The 19,033-nt window shown below is 72.3% G+C and carries 13 protein-coding genes and 1 pseudogene; 12 read left to right on the forward strand and 2 right to left on the reverse strand.

Translation table 11 applies throughout. The annotated features are described in order from the left end of the window. Positions 1-142: 142 nt before the first annotated feature. From ABZ117_RS15035 to lgt, 7 genes and pseudogenes are all read left to right on the forward strand, one after another. Positions 143-400, forward strand: a complete 258-nt coding sequence (locus ABZ117_RS15035; RefSeq protein ID WP_356820820.1) for an HGxxPAAW family protein — start codon at positions 143-145, stop codon at positions 398-400. Positions 401-659: 259 nt separating this feature from the next. After that, positions 660-1,058, forward strand: coding sequence for a DUF2752 domain-containing protein (locus ABZ117_RS15040; RefSeq protein WP_356820822.1), 399 nt, complete (start codon positions 660-662; stop codon positions 1,056-1,058). A 135-nt stretch (positions 1,059-1,193) separates the two neighbouring features. Beyond that, complete coding sequence (gene trpC / locus ABZ117_RS15045) at positions 1,194-2,003, forward strand: indole-3-glycerol phosphate synthase TrpC (protein ID WP_356820824.1); 810 nt, start codon at positions 1,194-1,196, stop codon at positions 2,001-2,003. 299 nt (positions 2,004-2,302) lie between these two features. After that, entirely contained in the window at positions 2,303-3,586 is a 1,284-nt protein-coding gene (gene trpB / locus ABZ117_RS15050; protein ID WP_356820826.1) for a tryptophan synthase subunit beta, read from the forward strand. Beyond that, entirely contained in the window at positions 3,583-4,401 is an 819-nt protein-coding gene (trpA, locus tag ABZ117_RS15055; protein WP_356820828.1) for a tryptophan synthase subunit alpha, read from the forward strand. Before trpB ends, trpA begins: the two co-directional genes overlap by 4 nt. A 98-nt stretch (positions 4,402-4,499) precedes the next feature. Further along, positions 4,500-5,273, forward strand: a complete 774-nt coding sequence (locus tag ABZ117_RS15060; protein WP_356820830.1) for a thioredoxin domain-containing protein — start codon at positions 4,500-4,502, stop codon at positions 5,271-5,273. A gap of 84 nt (positions 5,274-5,357) precedes the next feature. Then, positions 5,358-6,173 (forward strand): annotated as a pseudogene (lgt, locus tag ABZ117_RS15065) (prolipoprotein diacylglyceryl transferase); the annotation flags it as partial. A gap of 244 nt (positions 6,174-6,417) precedes the next feature. On the opposite strand, the gene rbsK reads toward lgt, so the two are convergent. Continuing rightward, positions 6,418-7,311, reverse strand: coding sequence for a ribokinase (gene rbsK, locus ABZ117_RS15070; protein WP_356820831.1), 894 nt, complete (start codon positions 7,309-7,311; stop codon positions 6,418-6,420). A 226-nt stretch (positions 7,312-7,537) separates the two neighbouring features. Between rbsK and ABZ117_RS15075 the strand changes: the two genes are divergently transcribed. From ABZ117_RS15075 to ABZ117_RS15085, 3 genes are all read left to right on the forward strand, one after another. Beyond that, the gene (locus ABZ117_RS15075) at positions 7,538-8,269 is read left to right on the forward strand and encodes a VIT1/CCC1 transporter family protein (protein ID WP_356820833.1); all 732 of its coding nucleotides are present in this window, start codon (positions 7,538-7,540) and stop codon (positions 8,267-8,269) included. Positions 8,270-8,837: 568 nt separating this feature from the next. Further along, a complete protein-coding gene (gltB, locus tag ABZ117_RS15080) occupies positions 8,838-13,352 on the forward strand; it encodes a glutamate synthase large subunit (RefSeq protein ID WP_356820984.1) in 4,515 nt (1,504 codons plus the stop codon). Further along, entirely contained in the window at positions 13,345-14,808 is a 1,464-nt protein-coding gene (locus ABZ117_RS15085) for a glutamate synthase subunit beta (RefSeq protein ID WP_356820835.1), read from the forward strand. Before gltB ends, ABZ117_RS15085 begins: the two co-directional genes overlap by 8 nt. A gap of 141 nt (positions 14,809-14,949) precedes the next feature. Here the strand turns inward: ABZ117_RS15085 and ABZ117_RS15090 are convergent, their stop codons facing one another. After that, complete coding sequence (locus tag ABZ117_RS15090) at positions 14,950-15,831, reverse strand: hypothetical protein (protein ID WP_356820837.1); 882 nt, start codon at positions 15,829-15,831, stop codon at positions 14,950-14,952. A 129-nt stretch (positions 15,832-15,960) separates the two neighbouring features. On the opposite strand from ABZ117_RS15090, the gene ABZ117_RS15095 reads away from it, so the two are divergent. Together ABZ117_RS15095 and pepN are read left to right on the forward strand one after the other, a co-directional pair. After that, positions 15,961-16,311, forward strand: a complete 351-nt coding sequence (locus ABZ117_RS15095; protein ID WP_356820839.1) for a chorismate mutase — start codon at positions 15,961-15,963, stop codon at positions 16,309-16,311. A gap of 106 nt (positions 16,312-16,417) precedes the next feature. Continuing rightward, on the forward strand, positions 16,418-19,015 hold the full coding sequence (pepN, locus tag ABZ117_RS15100; protein WP_356820841.1) for an aminopeptidase N: 2,598 nt from the start codon (positions 16,418-16,420) through the stop codon (positions 19,013-19,015). Positions 19,016-19,033: the final 18 nt, after the last annotated feature.

A 19,033-nucleotide genomic window follows, 5' to 3' on the forward strand; every position in this document is an offset into this window, starting at 1 on the left:
CCCGCGTCCGGCGGCCACACGCGTACGGGACAATGGGCGGTGAGCGTCCGGCTCGGACAGTGACGGGCGGGCTCGCAACCGTACGGACACGACGTACGACGCGTACTACGACGCACACGTACACAGCAACGAGGAGCAAGTCATGGCGGGCAGCAGCCACGGTCACACCCCGGCCGCCTGGACCGGTGTCATCATCGCCTTCATCGGTTTCTGCGTCTCGGGCGCCTTCATGGTGATGGCCCGGCCGGTCGGCTTCTGGGCCGGCATGGTGGTCGTGGTGCTCGGTGGCGTCGTCGGCGCCATCATGCGTGCCATGGGCCTCGGCCAGCCGAAGGCCTCGCGCCCCGTCCCGCGCACCGCCCCCGCCGCGACCCGCGAGCCGGCCGGCGCCGAGAGCTGACCAGCGCGCGCAACGCTTCCACGAGAGGGCGGCCCGGCACCCCAGGAGGGAACCCGGCCGCCCTTCACCGTTCCCGGCGCCTTCGGGGCCGGCGGTACCCGGCCCCGACCCGAGCCTCCCGGCCGGGATGTGCGGCCCCCCGGCCGGACGCGTTCCGCGCGCGCGTGCCCCGGCCGCGGGGGAGACTGCCCGGGTGAACGCCGACAGCCGACCGGCCCCGCCGTGGGCTCCGCGGAGCCTTCCGCGCCCCGCTCCGCCCGTGCCACCGCGGCGCCGGCTCGCCGTCGCGGTGGGGCTGCTCGCCGCCGTCGGCGGGGCCTTGGCCTACGTCGGCGCCGTCGACCCGAACGAGCCCGGCCACTACCCAGCCTGCCCGCTGTACCGGTTCACCGGCCTGTACTGCCCCGGCTGCGGCGGGCTGCGCGGCGCGCACGCCCTCGTCCACGGTGAGCTGCTCACCGCCCTGCGCGACAACGCGCTGGGAGTGGCCGCCTGCCTGGGCCTCGCCGTGTTGTGGGCCGTCTGGGTGGTCCGCACGGCGCGCGGCCGGCCGCTGCGGATCGACCCCGGGCCGGCACAGCTGTGGGCGCTCGGCGCGTTGCTGCTGGTGTTCACCGTCGTCCGGAACCTGCCGTTCGGTGGCTGGCTACACCCTTGATCGAACGGCGAACGTCCAGGTAGTGGGACCGCCCACAACTGGATGCGAAGCCTCGGCCCTCCTGCGGATACCATCGCAGTGACCACGGGTTTTCAGAACTCGAAGGAACCACCGTCCTGGAAGGGGGCCGCTCGCGTGAGTGTGCTCGACGAGATCATCGACGGAGTCCGTGCCGACCTCGCGGAGCGGCAGGCACGCGTCAGCCTCGACGAGCTCAAGGAGCGTGCGGCGAAGGCCCCGGCCGCCAAGGACGGAGTGGCCGCGCTCAAGGGCGACGGCGTCAAGGTGATCTGCGAGGTCAAACGCTCCAGCCCGTCCAAGGGCGCGCTGGCCGCGATCGCCGACCCGGCCGCACTCGCGGCGGACTACGAGGCCGGCGGCGCCGCCGTGATCTCCGTGCTCACCGAACAGCGCCGCTTCGGCGGCTCCCTCGCCGACCTGGAGACCGTCCGCGCGCGCGTGGACATCCCGGTGCTGCGCAAGGACTTCATCGTCACGTCGTACCAGCTGTGGGAGGCCCGCGCGTACGGCGCCGACCTCGCCCTGCTGATCGTGGCCGCGCTGGACCAGCCGGCCCTGGAGTCGCTGATCGAGCGGGCGGTGTCCATCGGCCTGACGCCCATCGTCGAGGTGCACGACGAGGACGAGGTCGAGCGGGCGGTGGACGCGGGCGCCCGGGTCATCGGCGTCAACGCGCGCGACCTGAAGACGCTGGAGGTCGACCGCGGCACCTTCGAGCGGATCGCCCCGGAGATCCCGGACAGCGTGGTCAAGGTGGCCGAGTCCGGCGTGCGCGGGCCGCACGACCTGATCGCCTACGCCAACGCCGGCGCCGACGCGGTCCTGGTCGGCGAGTCCCTGGTGACCGGCCGCGACCCGAAGGCGGCGGTGGCCGACCTGGTGGCGGCGGGCGAGCACCCGGCACTGCGGCACGGGCGCGGCTGACCTCCCGCTAGGCTTGGTCCCGATGACTCTCACCGTGACGACCGTGGACCGGTACGCCCGCCTGGCGCGCGGCTGCCGCCCGCGAGGCTGCCGTGCCCCGGCCCGGCGCGTCCACGGCCGTCGCGTGCGGTACGTCATCGGCGACGAACCCGGGCAGGTGAACGGGCGTCGATGGCACCGCGCCCCTCAGGGGCGCGGGGAACTGCGCGACACGCCACAGACGAGCTGAGGCCGACCGACGAGCCCCGCACCCCACGGCGATCAGTGTCTTCTCATCACACTCACCGTGAGGTATCCGCATGCCCAGCCAGTTCTTCATCCCTGACCCCGAGGGGCAGGTTCCCAGCGCGCAAGGCTACTTCGGCGCGTTCGGCGGTACGTTCATCCCGGAGGCCCTCGTCGCCGCCGTGGACGAGGTCGCCGTCGAGTACGACAAGGCGAAGGCGGACCCCGGGTTCGCCCGCGAACTCGACGACCTGCTCGCGCACTACACCGGCCGCCCCAGCGCCCTCACCGAGGTCCCCCGGTTCGCCGGGCACGCCGGCGGCGCCCGGGTGTTCCTCAAGCGCGAGGACCTCAACCACACCGGCTCCCACAAGATCAACAACGTGCTCGGCCAGGCCCTGCTGACCCGGCGCATGGGCAAGACCCGGGTCATCGCCGAGACCGGCGCCGGCCAGCACGGTGTCGCGACCGCCACCGCCTGCGCGCTGTTCGGCCTCGACTGCACGATCTACATGGGTGAGATCGACACCGAGCGCCAGGCCCTCAACGTGGCCCGGATGCGCATGCTCGGCGCCGAGGTCGTCGCCGTGAAGTCCGGCAGCCGCACCCTCAAGGACGCCATCAACGAGGCGTTCCGGGACTGGGTCGCCAACGTCGACCACACCCACTACCTGTTCGGTACCGTCGCCGGCCCGCACCCCTTCCCGGCCATGGTGCGCGACTTCCACCGGGTGATCGGTGTGGAGGCCCGCCGCCAGCTGCTGGAGCGTGCCGGGCGCCTCCCGGACGCGGCCGTCGCCTGCGTCGGCGGCGGCTCGAACGCCATCGGCCTCTTCCACGCCTTCATCCCCGACGAGGGCGTCCGCCTGATCGGCTGTGAGCCCGCGGGCCACGGCATCGAGAGCGGCGAGCACGCGGCCACCCTCACCGCCGGCGAGCCCGGCATCCTGCACGGCTCCCGCTCCTACGTCCTCCAGGACGAGGAGGGCCAGATCACCGAGCCGTACTCGATCTCGGCCGGCCTGGACTACCCGGGCGTCGGCCCCGAGCACGCCTATCTGAAGACCTCCGGCCGCGGCGAGTACCGCGCGATCACCGACGACGCCGCCATGCAGGCCCTGCGCCTGCTGTCGCGGACCGAGGGCATCATCCCGGCCATCGAGAGCGCCCACGCCCTCGCCGGCGCCCTGGAGGTCGGCAGGGAGCTGGGTCCCGACGGCCTGATCGTCGTCAACCTCTCCGGCCGCGGCGACAAGGACATGGACACCGCCGCCCGCTACTTCGGGCTGTACGACACCGACGCCGAGGTGGCCGCCGACGAGGCCGACACCGCCGAGATCGAGGGGGACGCCAAGTGAGCGGCACCATCCAGCTGCTGTCGGACACCCTCGCCGCCGCGAAGGCCGAGGGCCGCGCCGCGCTCATCGCCTACCTCCCGGCCGGCTTCCCGACCGTGGACGGCGGCATCGAGGCGGTCAAGGCCGTCCTCGACGGCGGCGCCGACATCGTCGAGGTCGGCCTGCCGCACAGCGACCCGGTCCTGGACGGCCCGGTCATCCAGACCGCCGACGACATCGCCCTGCGCGGCGGGGTGAAGATCGCGGACGTCATGCGCACGGTCGGGGAGGCCCACGCGGCCACCGGCAAGCCGGTGCTGGTCATGACGTACTGGAACCCGATCGACCGGTACGGCGTCGAGCGCTTCACCGCCGAGCTGGCCGAGGCGGGCGGCGCGGGCTGCATCCTGCCCGACCTGCCCGTGCAGGAGTCCGCGCTGTGGCGCGAGCACGCCGAGAAGCACGGCCTGGCGACGGTCTTCGTCGTGGCGCCGAGCAGCAGGGACGAGCGGCTCGCCCGGATCACCGCGGCGGGCAGCGGCTTCGTCTACGCCGCCTCCCTCATGGGCGTCACCGGCACCCGCGCGTCCGTCGGCGCGCAGGCCCACGAGCTGGTCGAGCGCACCCGCGCCACCGGCACCGGCCTGCCCGTCTGCGTGGGGCTGGGTGTCTCCGACGCGGCCCAGTCCGCCGAGGTCGCCGGCTTCGCCGACGGGGTCATCGTCGGCTCCGCGTTCGTGAAGCGGATGCTGGACGCCCCGGACCACGCCTCCGGCCTCGCGGCGGTCCGCGAACTGGCCGGCGAGCTGGCGAAGGGCGTCCGCGGACAGGCGTAACCGCACGTGAGGTCCCCTTCCGAGGGGGGGCGGTCACTCGAACGGGTGGACCTCGGGCCGGGGAGGCGCGCTGCGCCTCCCCGGTTCGTTCTGGGGGTGTGAGCGAGAAGAACCGTGACGGAAAGCGCACCGCCCGGGAGCGGCTGGCGGTCGAGCGCGAGAAGCAGAAGGCCGTGGACAAGCGGCGGCGCACGCTGATCGTGGGCGCGAGCGTGGTCTGTGTCCTCGGCCTCGCGGCGGTGATCGGCGTGATCGCCGCCCATGCCGGCAAGGACAAGGGCAGCAGCGCGGGCCCGGTCGTGGCGCCCTCGGGCGCGCAGGGCAAGGACAGTCTCGCGATCCCGGTCGGCAAGGACGGCGCCAGGCCGACACTCACCGTCTGGGAGGACTTCCGCTGCCCGGCCTGCCGGGCCTTCGAGACGGTGTACCGGCCGACCCTCCACCAGCTGACCGACGCCGGCAGGCTCAGAATCGACTACCACCTCGTCCGGCTGATCGACGGCAACCTCGGCGGCGCCGGCTCCCTGCGCGCCGCCAACGCCGCGGCCTGCGCCCAGGACGCCGGAAAGTTCCGCGAGTACCACGACGTGCTGTACGACAACCAGCCCGAGGAGAGCACCGACACCTTCGGGGACAACGGCACGCTGCTCAAGCTGGCCGGCAAGGTGCGGGGCCTGGACACCCCCGCGTTCCGCGCCTGCGTCAAGAACGGCACCCACACCACCTGGGTGAACAAGTCCCACCAGGCCATGGGCGCCGCCGGCTACACCGGCACGCCGACCGTCCTGCTCGGCGGCAAGAACATCATCGAGGACCGGACGATGACCCCGGCCAGGCTCAAGCAGCTCGTGGAAACGGCCGGCCAGGGGTGAGCGCGTCCCGCACGTCCCCGTTATGGACCCGTAGCCGGGCTGCCTGCCGTCCCAACGGCCCGGCACGGTAGCGTCGGACCTGCCATGGAACTTGCCTACATTCCCAGCCCGTCGCACGGGGTGCTGTACCTCGGCCCCATCCCGCTGCGCGGCTACGCCTTCTGCATCATCATCGGCGTCTTCGTCGCCGTCTGGCTCGGCAACAAGCGCTGGATCGCCCGCGGCGGGCAGCCCGGCACGGTCGCCGACATCGCCGTCTGGGCCGTCCCGTTCGGCCTGGTCGGCGGCCGGCTCTACCACGTGATCACGGACTACGAGCTGTACTTCAGCAAGGGCCGTGACTGGGTGGACGCCTTCAAGGTGTGGGAGGGCGGCCTGGGCATCTGGGGCGCGATCGCCCTCGGCGCGCTCGGCGCGTGGATCGGCGCACGTCGCCGGGGCGTCCCGATGCCGGCCTACGCCGACGCCGTCGCACCCGGCATCGCGATCGCGCAGGCCATCGGCCGCTGGGGCAACTGGTTCAACCAGGAGCTGTACGGCCGCGAGACGCATGTTCCGTGGGCACTGCACATCACCTCCGCCGAGGGCGGCCGGGTCCCGGGCTACTACCACCCGACCTTCCTCTACGAGTCCTTGTGGTGCGTCGGCGTCGCCTTCCTGGTCATCTGGGCCGACCGCCGCTTCGAGCTGGGCCACGGCCGGGCGTTCGGGCTGTACGTCGCCGCGTACTGCGTGGGCCGCGGCTGGATCGAGTACATGCGGGTGGACGACGCCCACCACATCCTGGGTCTGCGCCTCAACGACTGGACGGCGCTGGTCGTCTTCCTGCTCGCGGTGGTGTACATCGTCGTGTCGTCGAAGAAGCGCCCGGGCCGGGAGGCCGTCGTGGAGCCGGGTGCCCCCGGCACCCCGGCCGGCGCCGGCACAGCGTCCGAGGCCGGCGAGGAAGCCGACGGCGGTACGGACTCCGAGGGCGGTACGGAGGCCGTTGCCGGGGCCGGGGAGAAGACCGTGGGCTCCGGTGAGCCGCGCAGGGACGAGGCGGAGTCGGCCGAGAAGAGCTGACCGCCGGTCGTACGGCACCGAGGGCGTCCGGGACTCTCCGGGCGCCCTCCGCGCGTGCGGGCGGCCGGTGCCGCCGTCCTCACGCGCTGTACCGCGCCTCGATCTCCGGCCGGTACGGCATCGACACCGACGCCCCCGCCCGCTGCACGGAGATCGCCGCCGCGGCGGCCGCCCAGGACAGGGCCTCGCGCACCGGTCTCTCCTCGGCGAGGGCCACGGCGAGCGCGCCGGCGAAGGTGTCGCCCGCGCCGGTGGAGTCGACGGCGCTCACCCGGGGCGCGGGCACCACCAGCGGTTCGGTGCCCCGGGCCCGGTACAGACAGCCCGTCGCCCCCAGGGTGACGACGACCTGGGGCACCAGGTCCAGCAGGGCGGCCGCCGCCTCGCGCGGGTCCGTGCACCCGGTGAGGGTGATCGCCTCGTACTCGTTCGGCACCAGCAGGTCGGTGGCGGCGAGGAGTTCGGGCGGCAGCGGACGGACGGGGGACGGGGTGAGCACTGTACGGACCCCGTGCCGGTGCGCCGCCTGCGCACCCGCGACGACCGCCGCCGGCGGGATCTCCAGTTGCAGCAGCAGGGCGTCGGCTGAGGCGATCACCCCCTCGTCGCCGGGGGAGAGGTGGTCGACGGTGCCGTTGGCGCCCGGGATGACGACGATCGAGTTGCCGCCCTCGTCGTCCACCACGATGTGCGCGGTGCCGGAGGGGCCCTCGACCGTGCGCAGGGAGTCGGTGTCCACCCCGGAGTGTTCGAGGGTGTCGCGCAGCCGCAGTCCGAAGGCGTCGTTGCCGACCGCGCCGATCATCGAGACGGTGGCGCCGGCGCGGGCGGCGGCGATCGCCTGGTTGGCGCCCTTGCCGCCGGGGATCGTACGGAACTCCCGCCCGGTCACGGTCTCCCCGCGCTGCGGGGCCCTGGCGACGTAGGTGACGAGGTCCATGTTCGTGCTGCCGAGGACCACGATGTGGGTCATGGGCGGATCACCTCCGGGTCTTCGAGGTGTCGCGGAATTTCAGGCGTCATGCCCGAAATCATCCTCTGGAGCGGGCCGGGCGGCGCCGGTGGACACGAGGGAAAACCGCAGGTTAGCGGAGCCTTTCCTTGGTGGCGAGGGCGGAATGGGCGAGGTAGATTCTCTGTTGTCGAAGAATAGAACGCGTCCAAACTTAGCTTTGCCTTAGCTACCCTGGGGGACCCGCATGGCGATCATCGAAACCGAGGCCGCGCTCCATGAGGCGCACCGTGACAACCACACCCACCGCGACGTCAACGGCGGCTGGCTGCGCCCCGCCGTCTTCGGCGCGATGGACGGCCTGGTCTCCAATCTCGCCCTGATGACGGGCGTGGCCGGCGGGTCCATGGGCCAGCACACCATTGTCATCACCGGACTCGCGGGGCTCGCCGCCGGCGCCTTCTCCATGGCGGCCGGCGAGTACACCTCGGTCGCCTCCCAGCGTGAACTCGTCGAGGCGGAACTCGACGTCGAACGCCGTGAGCTGCGCAGGCACCCGCAGGACGAGGAGGACGAGCTGGCGGCGCTGTACATGGCCCGCGGGGTCGAGCCCGAGCTGGCCCGCCAGGTCGCCCGGCAGCTCTCCCGGGACCCGGAGCAGGCCCTGGAGATCCACGCCCGCGAGGAGCTGGGCATAGACCCCGGCGATCTGCCCTCGCCGCTGGTCGCGGCCGTTTCCTCCTTCGGCTCGTTCGCGCTCGGCGCCCTGCTGCCGCTGCTGCCGTACCTGCTCGGCGCGACCGTGCTCTGGCCCGCCGTGCTGCTCGCCCTCGCCGGGCTCTTCGGGTGCGGTGCCGTCGTGGCCAGGGTGACCGCGCGCAGCTGGTGGTTCAGCGGTCTGCGGCAGCTGGCGCTCGGCGGTGCGGCGGCCGGTGTGACGTACGCCCTGGGCACTCTCTTCGGAACGGCCGTAGGATAGCGCGACCGCTACCTATGCGATGGGCAGCATAAGTAGTCGTTACTCGCTGGTTTCGCGGGCGTGACCACCGGGCATGACCCGTAAGCACTGTGGGCAATGACGCCTGCCGCACCCCCCGCGGGGTGGGCGATGACGCTCCCCCCGGCCCCTCGGGCCCGACGGACGCGGATCCGACCGATCCTGTCCGTGACGGCCCCCCGCACCGTTCGCCGCCACAGCGCGGCACCCGCCGCCACAGCGCGGCACCCGCCGCCACCGCGCGGCACCCCCGCCGTCACCACACGGCAGTCGCCGCCGTCCACGGCACGCGCCGCGTTCGCGCGGCACCTCCGCCGCGACCGTGGCGTCCGCATGTTGGAACGGAGTATCCGGTTCCCGAGAACCGCTCCATCATGTAACCTGCACGAAATTTTGACCTGACGCAGAGGGCCAACGTCGTCCCTCGGCACCTGCCACATGCCATATGACGACGACGGGAGAGCCGATGCGTACGCCGCGCCAGCCGTCCCAGCATTCCGAGAACGGCCAGAACTGGTCGTTCATGGATGCTCGCCCTGCTGCGCAGGGTATGTACGACCCCCGCAACGAACACGACGCCTGTGGTGTCGGTTTCGTCGCCACTCTTACCGGCGAGGCGTCCCACACGCTGGTCGAGCAGGCGCTCACCGTCCTGCGCAACCTGGAGCACCGCGGTGCCACCGGCTCCGAGCCCGACTCGGGCGACGGCGCGGGCATCCTCTCCCAGGTTCCCGACGCCTTCCTCCGTGAGGTGGCCGGTTTCGACCTTCCCGCGGCCGGCTCCTACGCGGTAGGCATCGCCTTCCTGCCGGAGGACGGGGCCGAGGCCGCCGTCTCGCACGTCGAGACGATCGCCGCCGAGGAAGGTCTGACCGTCCTCGGCTGGCGCGAGGTCCCGGTCGCCCCGGAGCTGCTCGGCGCCACCGCCCGCTCCACCATGCCGCTCTTCCGCCAGATCTTCGTGACCGACCATGCCGGCGAGGGCATCGCGCTGGACCGCAGGGCGTTCGTGCTGCGCAAGCGCGCCGAGCGCGAGGCCGGGGTCTACTTCCCGTCCCTGTCCGCCCGGACGATCGTCTACAAGGGCATGCTGACCACCGGCCAGCTGGAGCCCTTCTTCCCGGACCTGTCCGACCGCCGCTTCGCCTCCGCGATCGCGCTCGTGCACTCCCGGTTCTCCACGAACACCTTCCCGTCGTGGCCGCTGGCGCACCCGTACCGCTTCGTCGCCCACAACGGTGAGATCAACACCGTCAAGGGCAACCGCAACTGGATGCAGGCCCGCGAGTCGCAGCTCGTCTCCGGCCTGTTCGGCTCGGACGAGAAGGCCATCGAGCGGATCTTCCCGGTCTGTACGCCGGACGCCTCCGACTCCGCCTCCTTCGACGAGGTCCTGGAGCTCCTGCACCTGGGCGGCCGCTCGCTGCCGCACTCCGTGCTGATGATGATCCCGGAGGCATGGGAGAACCACGCCTCCATGGACCCGGCCCGCCGCGCCTTCTACCAGTTCCACGCCACGATGATGGAGCCCTGGGACGGCCCGGCCTGTGTCACCTTCACCGACGGCACCCAGGTCGGCGCCGTCCTCGACCGCAACGGCCTGCGCCCCGGCCGCTACTGGGTCACCGACGACGGCCTCGTCGTCCTCGGCTCCGAGGTCGGCGTCCTCGACATCGACCCGGCCAAGGTCGTCCGCAAGGGCCGCCTCCAGCCCGGCCGCATGTTCCTCGTGGACACCGCCGAGCACCGCATCATCGAGGACGACGAGATCAAGGCGGCCCTCGCCGCCGAGAAGCCGTACGCCGAGTGGCTGGAGGCCGGCGAGATCGAGCTGGGCGACCTGCCCGAGCGCGAGCACATCATCCACACCCACGCCTCGGTCACCCGCCGCCAGCAGACCTTCGGGTACACCGAGGAGGAGCTGCGCGTCATCCTCGCGCCGATGGCCCGCACCGGCACCGAGCCGATCGGCTCCATGGGCACGGACTCGCCCATCGCGGCCCTGTCCGAGCGCCCGCGGCTGCTCTTCGACTACTTCACCCAGCTCTTCGCGCAGGTCACCAACCCCCCGCTGGACGCGATCCGCGAGGAGCTGGTCACCTCCCTGCGCTCGTCGCTGGGCCCCGAGGGCAACCTGCTGGAGCCGACGGCCGCCTCGTGCCGCACGGTCACCCTGCCCTTCCCGGTGATCGACAACGACGAGCTGGCCAAGCTCATCCACATCAACGCCGACGGCGACATGCCGGGCTTCAAGGCCGCGACCCTCTCCGGCCTGTACCGGGTCTCCGGCGGCGGCGAGACGCTCGCCGCGCGCATCGAGGAGATCTGCGCCGAGGCCGACGCGGCCATCGAGAACGGCGCCCGCCTGATCGTCCTGTCGGACCGGCACTCCGACGCCGAGCACGCGCCGATCCCGTCGCTGCTGCTCACCTCGGCCGTCCACCACCACCTCATCCGCACCAAGCAGCGCACCCAGGTGGGTCTGCTGGTCGAGGCCGGTGACGTCCGCGAGGTCCACCACATCGCCCTGCTCATCGGCTACGGCGCCGCCGCCGTCAACCCGTACCTGGCGATGGAGTCCGTCGAGGACCTGCTGCGCGCCGGCACCTTCCTCAACGGCCTGGAGCCCGAGCAGGCCATCAAGAACCTGATCTACGCCCTGGGCAAGGGCGTCCTGAAGGTCATGTCCAAGATGGGCATCTCCACCGTCGCCTCCTACCGCGGCGCCCAGGTCTTCGAGGCCGTCGGCCTGGACGAGACCTTCGTGCGGACGTACTTCAACGGCACCGCCACCAAGATCGGCGGTGTCGGCATCGACGTCATCGCCCGGGAGGTCGCCGCCCGCCACGCCAAGGCCTACCCGGCCTCCGGCATCGCTCCCGCGCACCGCGCGCTGGACATCGGCGGCGAGTACCAGTGGCGCCGCGAGGGCGAGCCGCACCTGTTCGACCCGGAGACGGTCTTCCGCCTCCAGCACTCCACGCGCACCGGCCGCTTCGACATCTTCAAGAAGTACACCGACCGCGTGAACGAGCAGTCCGAGCGCCTGATGACGCTGCGCGGCCTGTTCGGCTTCAAGTCGGACCGGGGCCCGATCCCCGTCGAGGAGGTCGAGCCGGTCTCCGAGATCGTCAAGCGGTTCTCGACCGGCGCGATGTCGTACGGCTCCATCTCCAAGGAGGCGCACGAGACCCTCGCCATCGCCATGAACCAGCTGGGCGGCAAGTCCAACACCGGTGAGGGCGGCGAGGACGCCGACCGCCTGTACGACCCGGCCCGCCGGTCCGCCATCAAGCAGGTCGCCTCCGGCCGCTTCGGTGTCACCAGCGAGTACCTGGTCAACGCGGACGACATCCAGATCAAGATGGCCCAGGGCGCCAAGCCCGGCGAGGGCGGCCAGCTGCCCGGCCACAAGGTGTACCCGTGGGTCGCCAAGACACGTCACTCGACGCCGGGCGTCGGCCTGATCTCCCCGCCGCCGCACCACGACATCTACTCCATCGAGGACCTCGCCCAGCTGATCCACGACCTGAAGAACGCGAACCCGCAGGCGCGGATCCACGTGAAGCTGGTATCCGAGGTCGGCGTCGGCACGGTCGCGGCGGGTGTGTCCAAGGCGCACGCGGACGTGGTCCTGATCTCCGGTCACGACGGCGGTACGGGCGCGTCCCCGCTGACGTCGCTGAAGCACGCGGGCGGCCCCTGGGAGCTGGGCCTCGCCGAGACCCAGCAGACCCTGCTGCTCAACGGTCTGCGCGACCGGATCGTGGTCCAGACGGACGGCCAGCTGAAGACCGGCCGTGACGTGGTCATCGCCGCGCTGCTCGGCGCCGAGGAGTTCGGTTTCGCGACCGCGCCGCTCGTCGTCTCCGGCTGCGTGATGATGCGCGTCTGCCACCTGGACACCTGCCCGGTCGGCATCGCCACCCAGAACCCGGCGCTGCGCGAGCGCTTCGCCGGCAAGGCCGAACACGTGGTCAACTTCTTCCGGTTCATCGCCGAGGAGGTCCGCGAGCTGCTGGCCGAGCTGGGCTTCCGCTCCATCGAGGAGGCCGTCGGCCACGCCGAGGTGCTGGACGTCGAGCGCGCGGTCGGCCACTGGAAGGCACAGGGCCTGAACCTGGAGCCGCTGTTCCACGTGCCCGACCTGCCCGCGGGCGCCGCCCGCCACCGGCTGATCGCCCAGGACCACGGCCTGGAGAAGGCCCTGGACAATGAGCTGATCAAGCTCGCCGCCGACGCCCTCGCGGCCGGTGACGCCACCGAGGCGCAGCCGGTGCGCGCCCAGGTCGCCATCCGCAACATCAACCGCACGGTCGGCACCATGCTCGGCCACGAGGTGACGAAGAAGTTCGGCGGTGCTGGCCTGCCCGACGACACCATCGACATCACCTTCACCGGCTCCGCCGGCCAGTCCTTCGGCGCGTTCCTGCCGCGCGGCGTCACGCTGCGCCTGGAGGGCGACGCCAACGACTACGTCGGCAAGGGCCTGTCCGGCGGCCGGATCATCGTCCGCCCGGACCGCGCGGCCGACCACCTCGCCGAGTACTCGACCATCGCGGGCAACACGATCGCCTACGGCGCCACCGGCGGCGAACTGTTCCTGCGCGGCCGCAGCGGTGAGCGGTTCTGCGTCCGCAACTCCGGCGCGACGGTCGTCTCCGAGGGCGTGGGCGACCACGGCTGCGAGTACATGACCGGCGGTCGCGCGGTCGTCCTCGGCCCGACCGGCCGCAACTTCGCGGCGGGCATGTCCGGCGGCATCGCGTACGTCATCGACCTCGACCGCGACAACGTCAACGCCGGCAACGCCGGTGCCGTCGAGGCCCTGGACGACACGGACAAGCAGTGGCTGCACGACGTGGTGCGCCGCCACGCCGAGGAGACCGCCTCGACGGTCGCCGCGAAGCTGCTCGCCGACTGGGACACGGCCGTGGAGCGGTTCAGCAGGATCATCCCCAGCACGTACAAGGCAGTGCTCGCCGCCAAGGACGCCGCCGAGCGAGCCGGTCTCTCCGAGACCGAGATCACCGAGAAGATGATGGAGGCGGCGATCAATGGCTGACCCGAAGGGCTTCCTGAACCACGGCCGCGAGGTCGCCAAGACCCGTCCCGTCGGTGAGCGCGTCAAGGACTGGAACGAGGTCTACGTCCCCGGCTCCCTGCTGCCGATCATCAGCAAGCAGGCCAGCCGGTGCATGGACTGCGGCATCCCGTTCTGCCACAACGGCTGTCCGCTGGGGAACCTGATCCCCGAGTGGAACGACTACGCCTACCGCGAGGACTGGGCCGCCGCCCAGGAGCGCCTGCACGCGACCAACAACTTCCCGGAGTTCACCGGCCGCCTCTGCCCGGCCCCCTGCGAGTCGGCGTGCGTGCTCGGCATCAACCAGCCGCCGGTCACCATCAAGAACGTCGAGGTCTCGATCATCGACAAGGCGTGGGAGACCGGGGACGTCGCCCCGCAGATCCCCGAGCGCCTGTCCGGCAAGACGGTCGCGGTCATCGGCTCCGGCCCGGCGGGTCTGGCCGCCGCCCAGCAGCTGACCCGGGCCGGCCACACGGTCGCCGTCTACGAGCGCGCGGACCGCGTCGGGGGCCTCCTGCGGTACGGCATCCCCGAGTTCAAGATGGAGAAGCGGCACATCAACCGCCGTATCGAGCAGATGCGCGCGGAGGGCACCCGCTTCCGCACCGGTGTCGAGATCGGCCGCGACATCACCGCCCGCGACCTGAAGAAGCGGTACGACGCGATCGTGATCGCCGCCGGTGCCACGACCGCGCGCGACCTGCCGGCGCCGGGCCGCGAGCTGAAGGGCATCTACCAGGCGATGGAGTACCTGCCCCTGGCCAACAAGGTCCAGGAGGGTGACTACGTCACCCCCCCGATCTCGGCCGAGGGCAAGCACGTCGTCGTCATCGGCGGCGGCGACACCGGCGCCGACTGCGTGGGCACCGCCCACCGCCAGGGCGCGGCCTCCGTCACCCAGCTGGAGATCATGCCCCGCCCGAACGACGAGCGGCACCCGGCGGACCAGCCCTGGCCGACCTTCCCGCTCCTCTACAAGGTCACCTCGGCGCACGAGGAGGGCGGCGAGCGGATCTACTCCGCCTCCACCACCCACTTCGAGGGCGACGAGGAAGGCAACGTGCAGTGGCTGCACCTCGCCGAGGTCGAGTTCGTCGACGGCCGGCTGACCCAGAAGCCGGGCACCGAGCGCAAGATCCCCGCCCAGCTGGTCACCCTCGCCATGGGCTTCACCGGCACCGACCGGGAGAACGGCCTGGTCGACCAGTTCGGCCTGGAGCTGGACGCACGCGGTAACATCGCCCGCGACGCCGAATTCCAGACCAACGTGCCGGGTGTGTTCGTCGCCGGTGACGCCGGCCGCGGCCAGTCCCTGATCGTGTGGGCGATCGCGGAGGGCCGCTCGGCCGCCCGCGGCGTCGACCGCTACCTGACCGGGGCCAGCGACCTGCCGGCCCCGATCCGCCCGACGGACCGCGCCCTGGCGGTCTGACGGCGGTCACGAAGACGTCCCGTACAAAGGCGTACGGAACACTGACGGCGCCTGCCCGCCTGTCCCCGACCGGACGACTGGGCAGGCGCCGTCGCACGTCCAGGCGCCGTCGCGGCCCGGCGGACGGCCACGGCGCACGGCCTACGTGTCGCACTCCAGCACCGTCCGGCACAACCCGCACCGCGCCCGTACCCGTCCCCGTACCGGCACCCTGATCCGCTGGTGGCAGGTCGGGCAGGGAAAGGTCACCTGGAGGCGGCCGAGGCCGTCGGGGGTGAAGGCGTACGGGCCCGCCGGGGTCACGTCCGGGGCGTGCCGGCGGTCGTGCGCGTAGCGGCGCCGGCCCGCCCAGCCGGCCGCGGTCAGCGGCGGCTGCTGCTCGTCGCGGCGGGCCCGGGCCAGCCCCTTGACGTAGGCGGTGTGCGCCTGCGGGCTGGTGAACCACACGGACGGGTCCTCGTGGAAGAGCAGGGCCCGCTTGGCCAGGACGTAACCGAACTCCTCCGGGGTGAGATAGCCCAGCTTCTGGGAGGAGACGCCGTCCTCCCGGTAGGCGTCCAGCAGCAGCCAGCCCGCGCCCAGGTAGGTCGTGACGGTGTCCGTCAGGATCTCGTTCTCGGCGGTGGTGGGGAACGTGAGGTCCAGGCGGTGCAGGTAGACGTGGGCCACCTCGTGGGCGAGCGCCGCGCCGATGTCCCGGCGATGGGTACGGAACCGGTCGTTCAGCTCGACGAAGTACTCAGGGCCCGACGCCAGTTCGACGTCGGCCGCGTGGGTCATCTCCCGGAAGCCGACGATCAGCCGCGCCTGCGGCAACCGGAAGTGCCGCACGATCTCCCGGGCCACGCGCTGCGCGCCCAGGTGCAGGTCGTCGGTGTCGCAGAAGGCCACGTCGGCGGGGGCCAGGCTGGCCGAGAACGTCTGCACGGTGTTGTGGGACAGCCGCCGGTACAGCGCGGTGACCGCGGCCCGGACCGTCTCCAGATGCGGGTAGCCGTGCTCGACCGGTCCGCCGTTCGCCACGTCCTTACCCCCTTCAGACGCCGGAACTCCCCTCCACTGTAGGCGGACCCCGGGCCCCGGGGACCGCCGGCGATCCACTCCCCGGACACCTCGTGGCTCCGGGGAGTCCAGCACATAGGGTGGGCGTCCATGACGACCAGCAACACCGGCACGGGTGCCGTGGACCCCGAGGTCCGCCACGAACTGGAGCGGCTGCGCGACAGCATCGACAACATCGACGCGGCCGTCGTCCACATGCTCGCCGAGCGTTTCAAGGCCACACAGCAGGTCGGCAGGCTCAAGGCGGTGCATCAGCTGCCGCCCGCCGACCCGGCCCGCGAGTCCCGGCAGATCGAGCGGCTGCGTCGCCTCGCCGAGAACGCCAAACTCGACCCGGCGTTCGCCGAGAAGTTCCTGAACTTCATCATCGCCGAGGTGATCCGGCACCACGAGCGGATCGCCGAGGACACGCACAACGGGGACGCCGCGGACGCCGTCTGACCGGCGGACCGGCAGCGCGGCCGGGCGACGGGCCGACCAGGGGCGCGCAAGGGACATAAGCCGTGTACCGATCCGCCCCTGTGCGCTGTCGGCCCCATCAGGCAGCATGGCCTGCATGTCCGTACTCACGCGCGACGAAGCGCAGCTCCGAGCACAGTTCCTCGACGTCCACCGCTACACGGTCGAACTGGACCTCACCACCGGGGACGAGACCTTCGCCTCCCGTACCGCGATCCGGTTCACCGCCCGGTCCGAGGGGGAGACGTTCGTCGAGCTGAAGCCCGCCGAGCTGCGCGGCGTCACCCTGGACGGACGGCCGCTCGACCCCGAGTCGCTGCACGAGGGCCGGCTGCCGCTGCGCAACCTCACCGCCGGCGAGCACGAGCTGCGCGTCGACGCGGTCATGCGCTACTCCCGTACCGGCGAGGGCATGCACCGCTTCACCGATCCGAGCGACGGCGAGACGTACGTCTACACGCAGCTGTTCATGGACGACGTCCAGCGGGTCTTCGCCGCCTTCGACCAGCCCGACCTGAAGGCTGTCTTCGAGATCTCCGTCAGGGCGCCCGAGGGCTGGAGCGTCCTCGCCAACGGCGTCACCGAGCAGCGCGGCGACGGTGTCTGGCAGGCCGCGCCCACCCCGCTGATCTCCACGTACCTCGCCGCCGTCGCCGCCGGCCCCTGGCACTCGCTGCGCACCGAGCACCGCGGACTGCCCTTCGGCATCCACTGCCGCCGCTCGCTCGCACCCCACCTGGACGCCGACGCCGACGAGATCCTCGACATCACGCGCGCGTGCTTCGACCGCTACCACGAGAAGTTCGAGGAGCCCTACCCCTTCGACTCCTACGACCAGGCGTTCGTCCCCGAGTTCAACGCGGGCGCCATGGAGAACCCGGGCCTGGTCACCTTCCGCGACGACTTCGTCTACCGCTCCGCCGTCACCGACACCGAACGGCAGACCCGCGCCATGGTCATCGCGCACGAGATGGCCCACATGTGGTTCGGCGACCTCGTCACCCTCAAGTGGTGGGACGACATCTGGCTGAACGAGTCCTTCGCCGAGTACATGGGCTACCGGACCACCGCCGAGGCCACCCGGTTCACCGACCCCTGGACCGAGTTCGCCGTCACCCGCAAGTCCTGGGGCTACGACGCCGACCAGCGGCCCACCACCCATCCGGTCGCCCCCGAGGACGTCGACGACACGGCCTCCGCGCTGCTCAACTTCGACGGCATCTCCTACGCCAAGGGCGCCTCCGCGCTGCGCCAGCTGGCCGCCTGGCTCGGCGAGAAGGACTTCCTGGCCGGTATCAACACCCATTTCGCGCGGCACAAGTTCGCCAACGCCACCCTCGCCGACTTCGTCGATTCCCTCGCCTCGGCCACCGACCGCGATGTCCACGCCTGGGCCGACAGCTGGCTGCGCACCGTCGGCGTCGACACCCTCGTGCCCGACGTCACGGCCGACAACGGCACCTGGCACCTCGACGTCCGGCACCTGGGCAGCGCCGGCGCCCCGGCCGGGTCCGGCCCCGCCGGGGACGGCGCCGCCCGCCCGCACCGCGTCACCCTCGGCGTCTACGACCGCGACCTGCACGACGAGCGCCGGCTGACCCTGCGCCGGCGGGTGGAAGCCGACCTGCCCGCCGCCGACGGCCTGAGCCTGCGCACCGCCGGCCCGCGCCCCGCGTTCGTCCTCCTCAACGACGGTGACCTCACCTACGCCAAGGTCCGCTTCGACGCCGCGTCCGCCGAGACGGTCCGCACCCACCTGTCCGGCCTGCCCGAACCGCTCACCCGCGCGGTCGTCTGGAACGCCCTGCGGGACGCCGTCCGGGACGGCGAGCTGCCGGCCGCCGCCTATCTGGAGACGGCCCGCGCCCACCTCCCGTACGAGACCGACCTGGCCGTCGCCCAAGGCGTCCTCGCCTTCGCCTCCGGCCAGATCGCCGACCAGTACCTGGCGCCCGAGGACCGACCGGCCGCCCTGGCCGACCTCACGTCCCTCTGCCGCGACCTGCTGCGGCGCACCGAGGACGGCGACCACCCCGGCCTGCGCCTCATCGCCGTACGGCACCTCATCGGCGTGACCGCCCGCCCGGAGACCATCGCCGCCTGGCTCGCCGACGGCACGGTGCCCGGCGGGCCGGAACTCGACCCCGAGCTGCGCTGGCGCGTCCTCGCCCGGCTCGCCGTGCTCGGCGCCACCGACGAGGCCGCCATCGCCGCCGAGCTGGAGCGCGACCCGAGCGCCACCGGCCAGGAGGGCGCCGCCCGCTGCCGTGCCGCGCTGCCCGACCCCGAGGCCAAGCGCGCCGCCTGGGAGGCGATGTTCGCCGGCGACTCGCTGTCCAACTACCTCTTCACGGCCACCGCGCAGGGCTTCTGGCAGCCCGAACAGGCCGAGCTGGTCCGGGAGTACGTGCCGCGCTTCTACGAGGACGCGGTCGCCGTCGCCGCCCGCCGCGGCCCCGCCATCGGTGTCGCCGCCGGCCGCTGGTGCTTCCCGGCCCACGCCGTCGACACCGGGAACCTGCGGCTCGGCGAGGCCTGTCTGCGCGACGCCGACCTCACCCCGGCCCTGCGCCGCACCCTCGCCGACCGCCTGGACGACCTGGCCCGCGCCCTGCGGGTGCGCGAGGGGCGGCCGGCCCGGGAGACCGCGCCGGCCGCGGCGCAGGAGGCGCAGGCCCGGGCGTAGGCCCGAGGCGCGGGACGG

Source organism: Streptomyces sp. NPDC006309, from assembly GCF_040613095.1.
Taxonomy (GTDB): Bacteria; Actinomycetota; Actinomycetes; order Streptomycetales; family Streptomycetaceae; genus Streptomyces.

What these genes read in the sequence shown, in the direction of transcription:
- ABZ117_RS15035 (WP_356820820.1), top strand. Translation starts at nt 143, where the DNA reads ATGGCGGGCAGCAGCCACGGTCACACCCCGGCCGCCTGGACCGGTGTC.
- trpB (WP_356820826.1), top strand. Translation starts at nt 2,303, where the DNA reads ATGCCCAGCCAGTTCTTCATCCCTGACCCCGAGGGGCAGGTTCCCAGC.
- rbsK (WP_356820831.1), bottom strand. Translation starts at nt 7,311, where the DNA reads ATGACCCACATCGTGGTCCTCGGCAGCACGAACATGGACCTCGTCACC.
- ABZ117_RS15075 (WP_356820833.1), top strand. Translation starts at nt 7,538, where the DNA reads ATGGCGATCATCGAAACCGAGGCCGCGCTCCATGAGGCGCACCGTGAC.
- gltB (WP_356820984.1), top strand. Translation starts at nt 8,838, where the DNA reads ATGTACGACCCCCGCAACGAACACGACGCCTGTGGTGTCGGTTTCGTC.
- ABZ117_RS15085 (WP_356820835.1), top strand. Translation starts at nt 13,345, where the DNA reads ATGGCTGACCCGAAGGGCTTCCTGAACCACGGCCGCGAGGTCGCCAAG.
- ABZ117_RS15095 (WP_356820839.1), top strand. Translation starts at nt 15,961, where the DNA reads ATGACGACCAGCAACACCGGCACGGGTGCCGTGGACCCCGAGGTCCGC.
- pepN (WP_356820841.1), top strand. Translation starts at nt 16,418, where the DNA reads ATGGCCTGCATGTCCGTACTCACGCGCGACGAAGCGCAGCTCCGAGCA.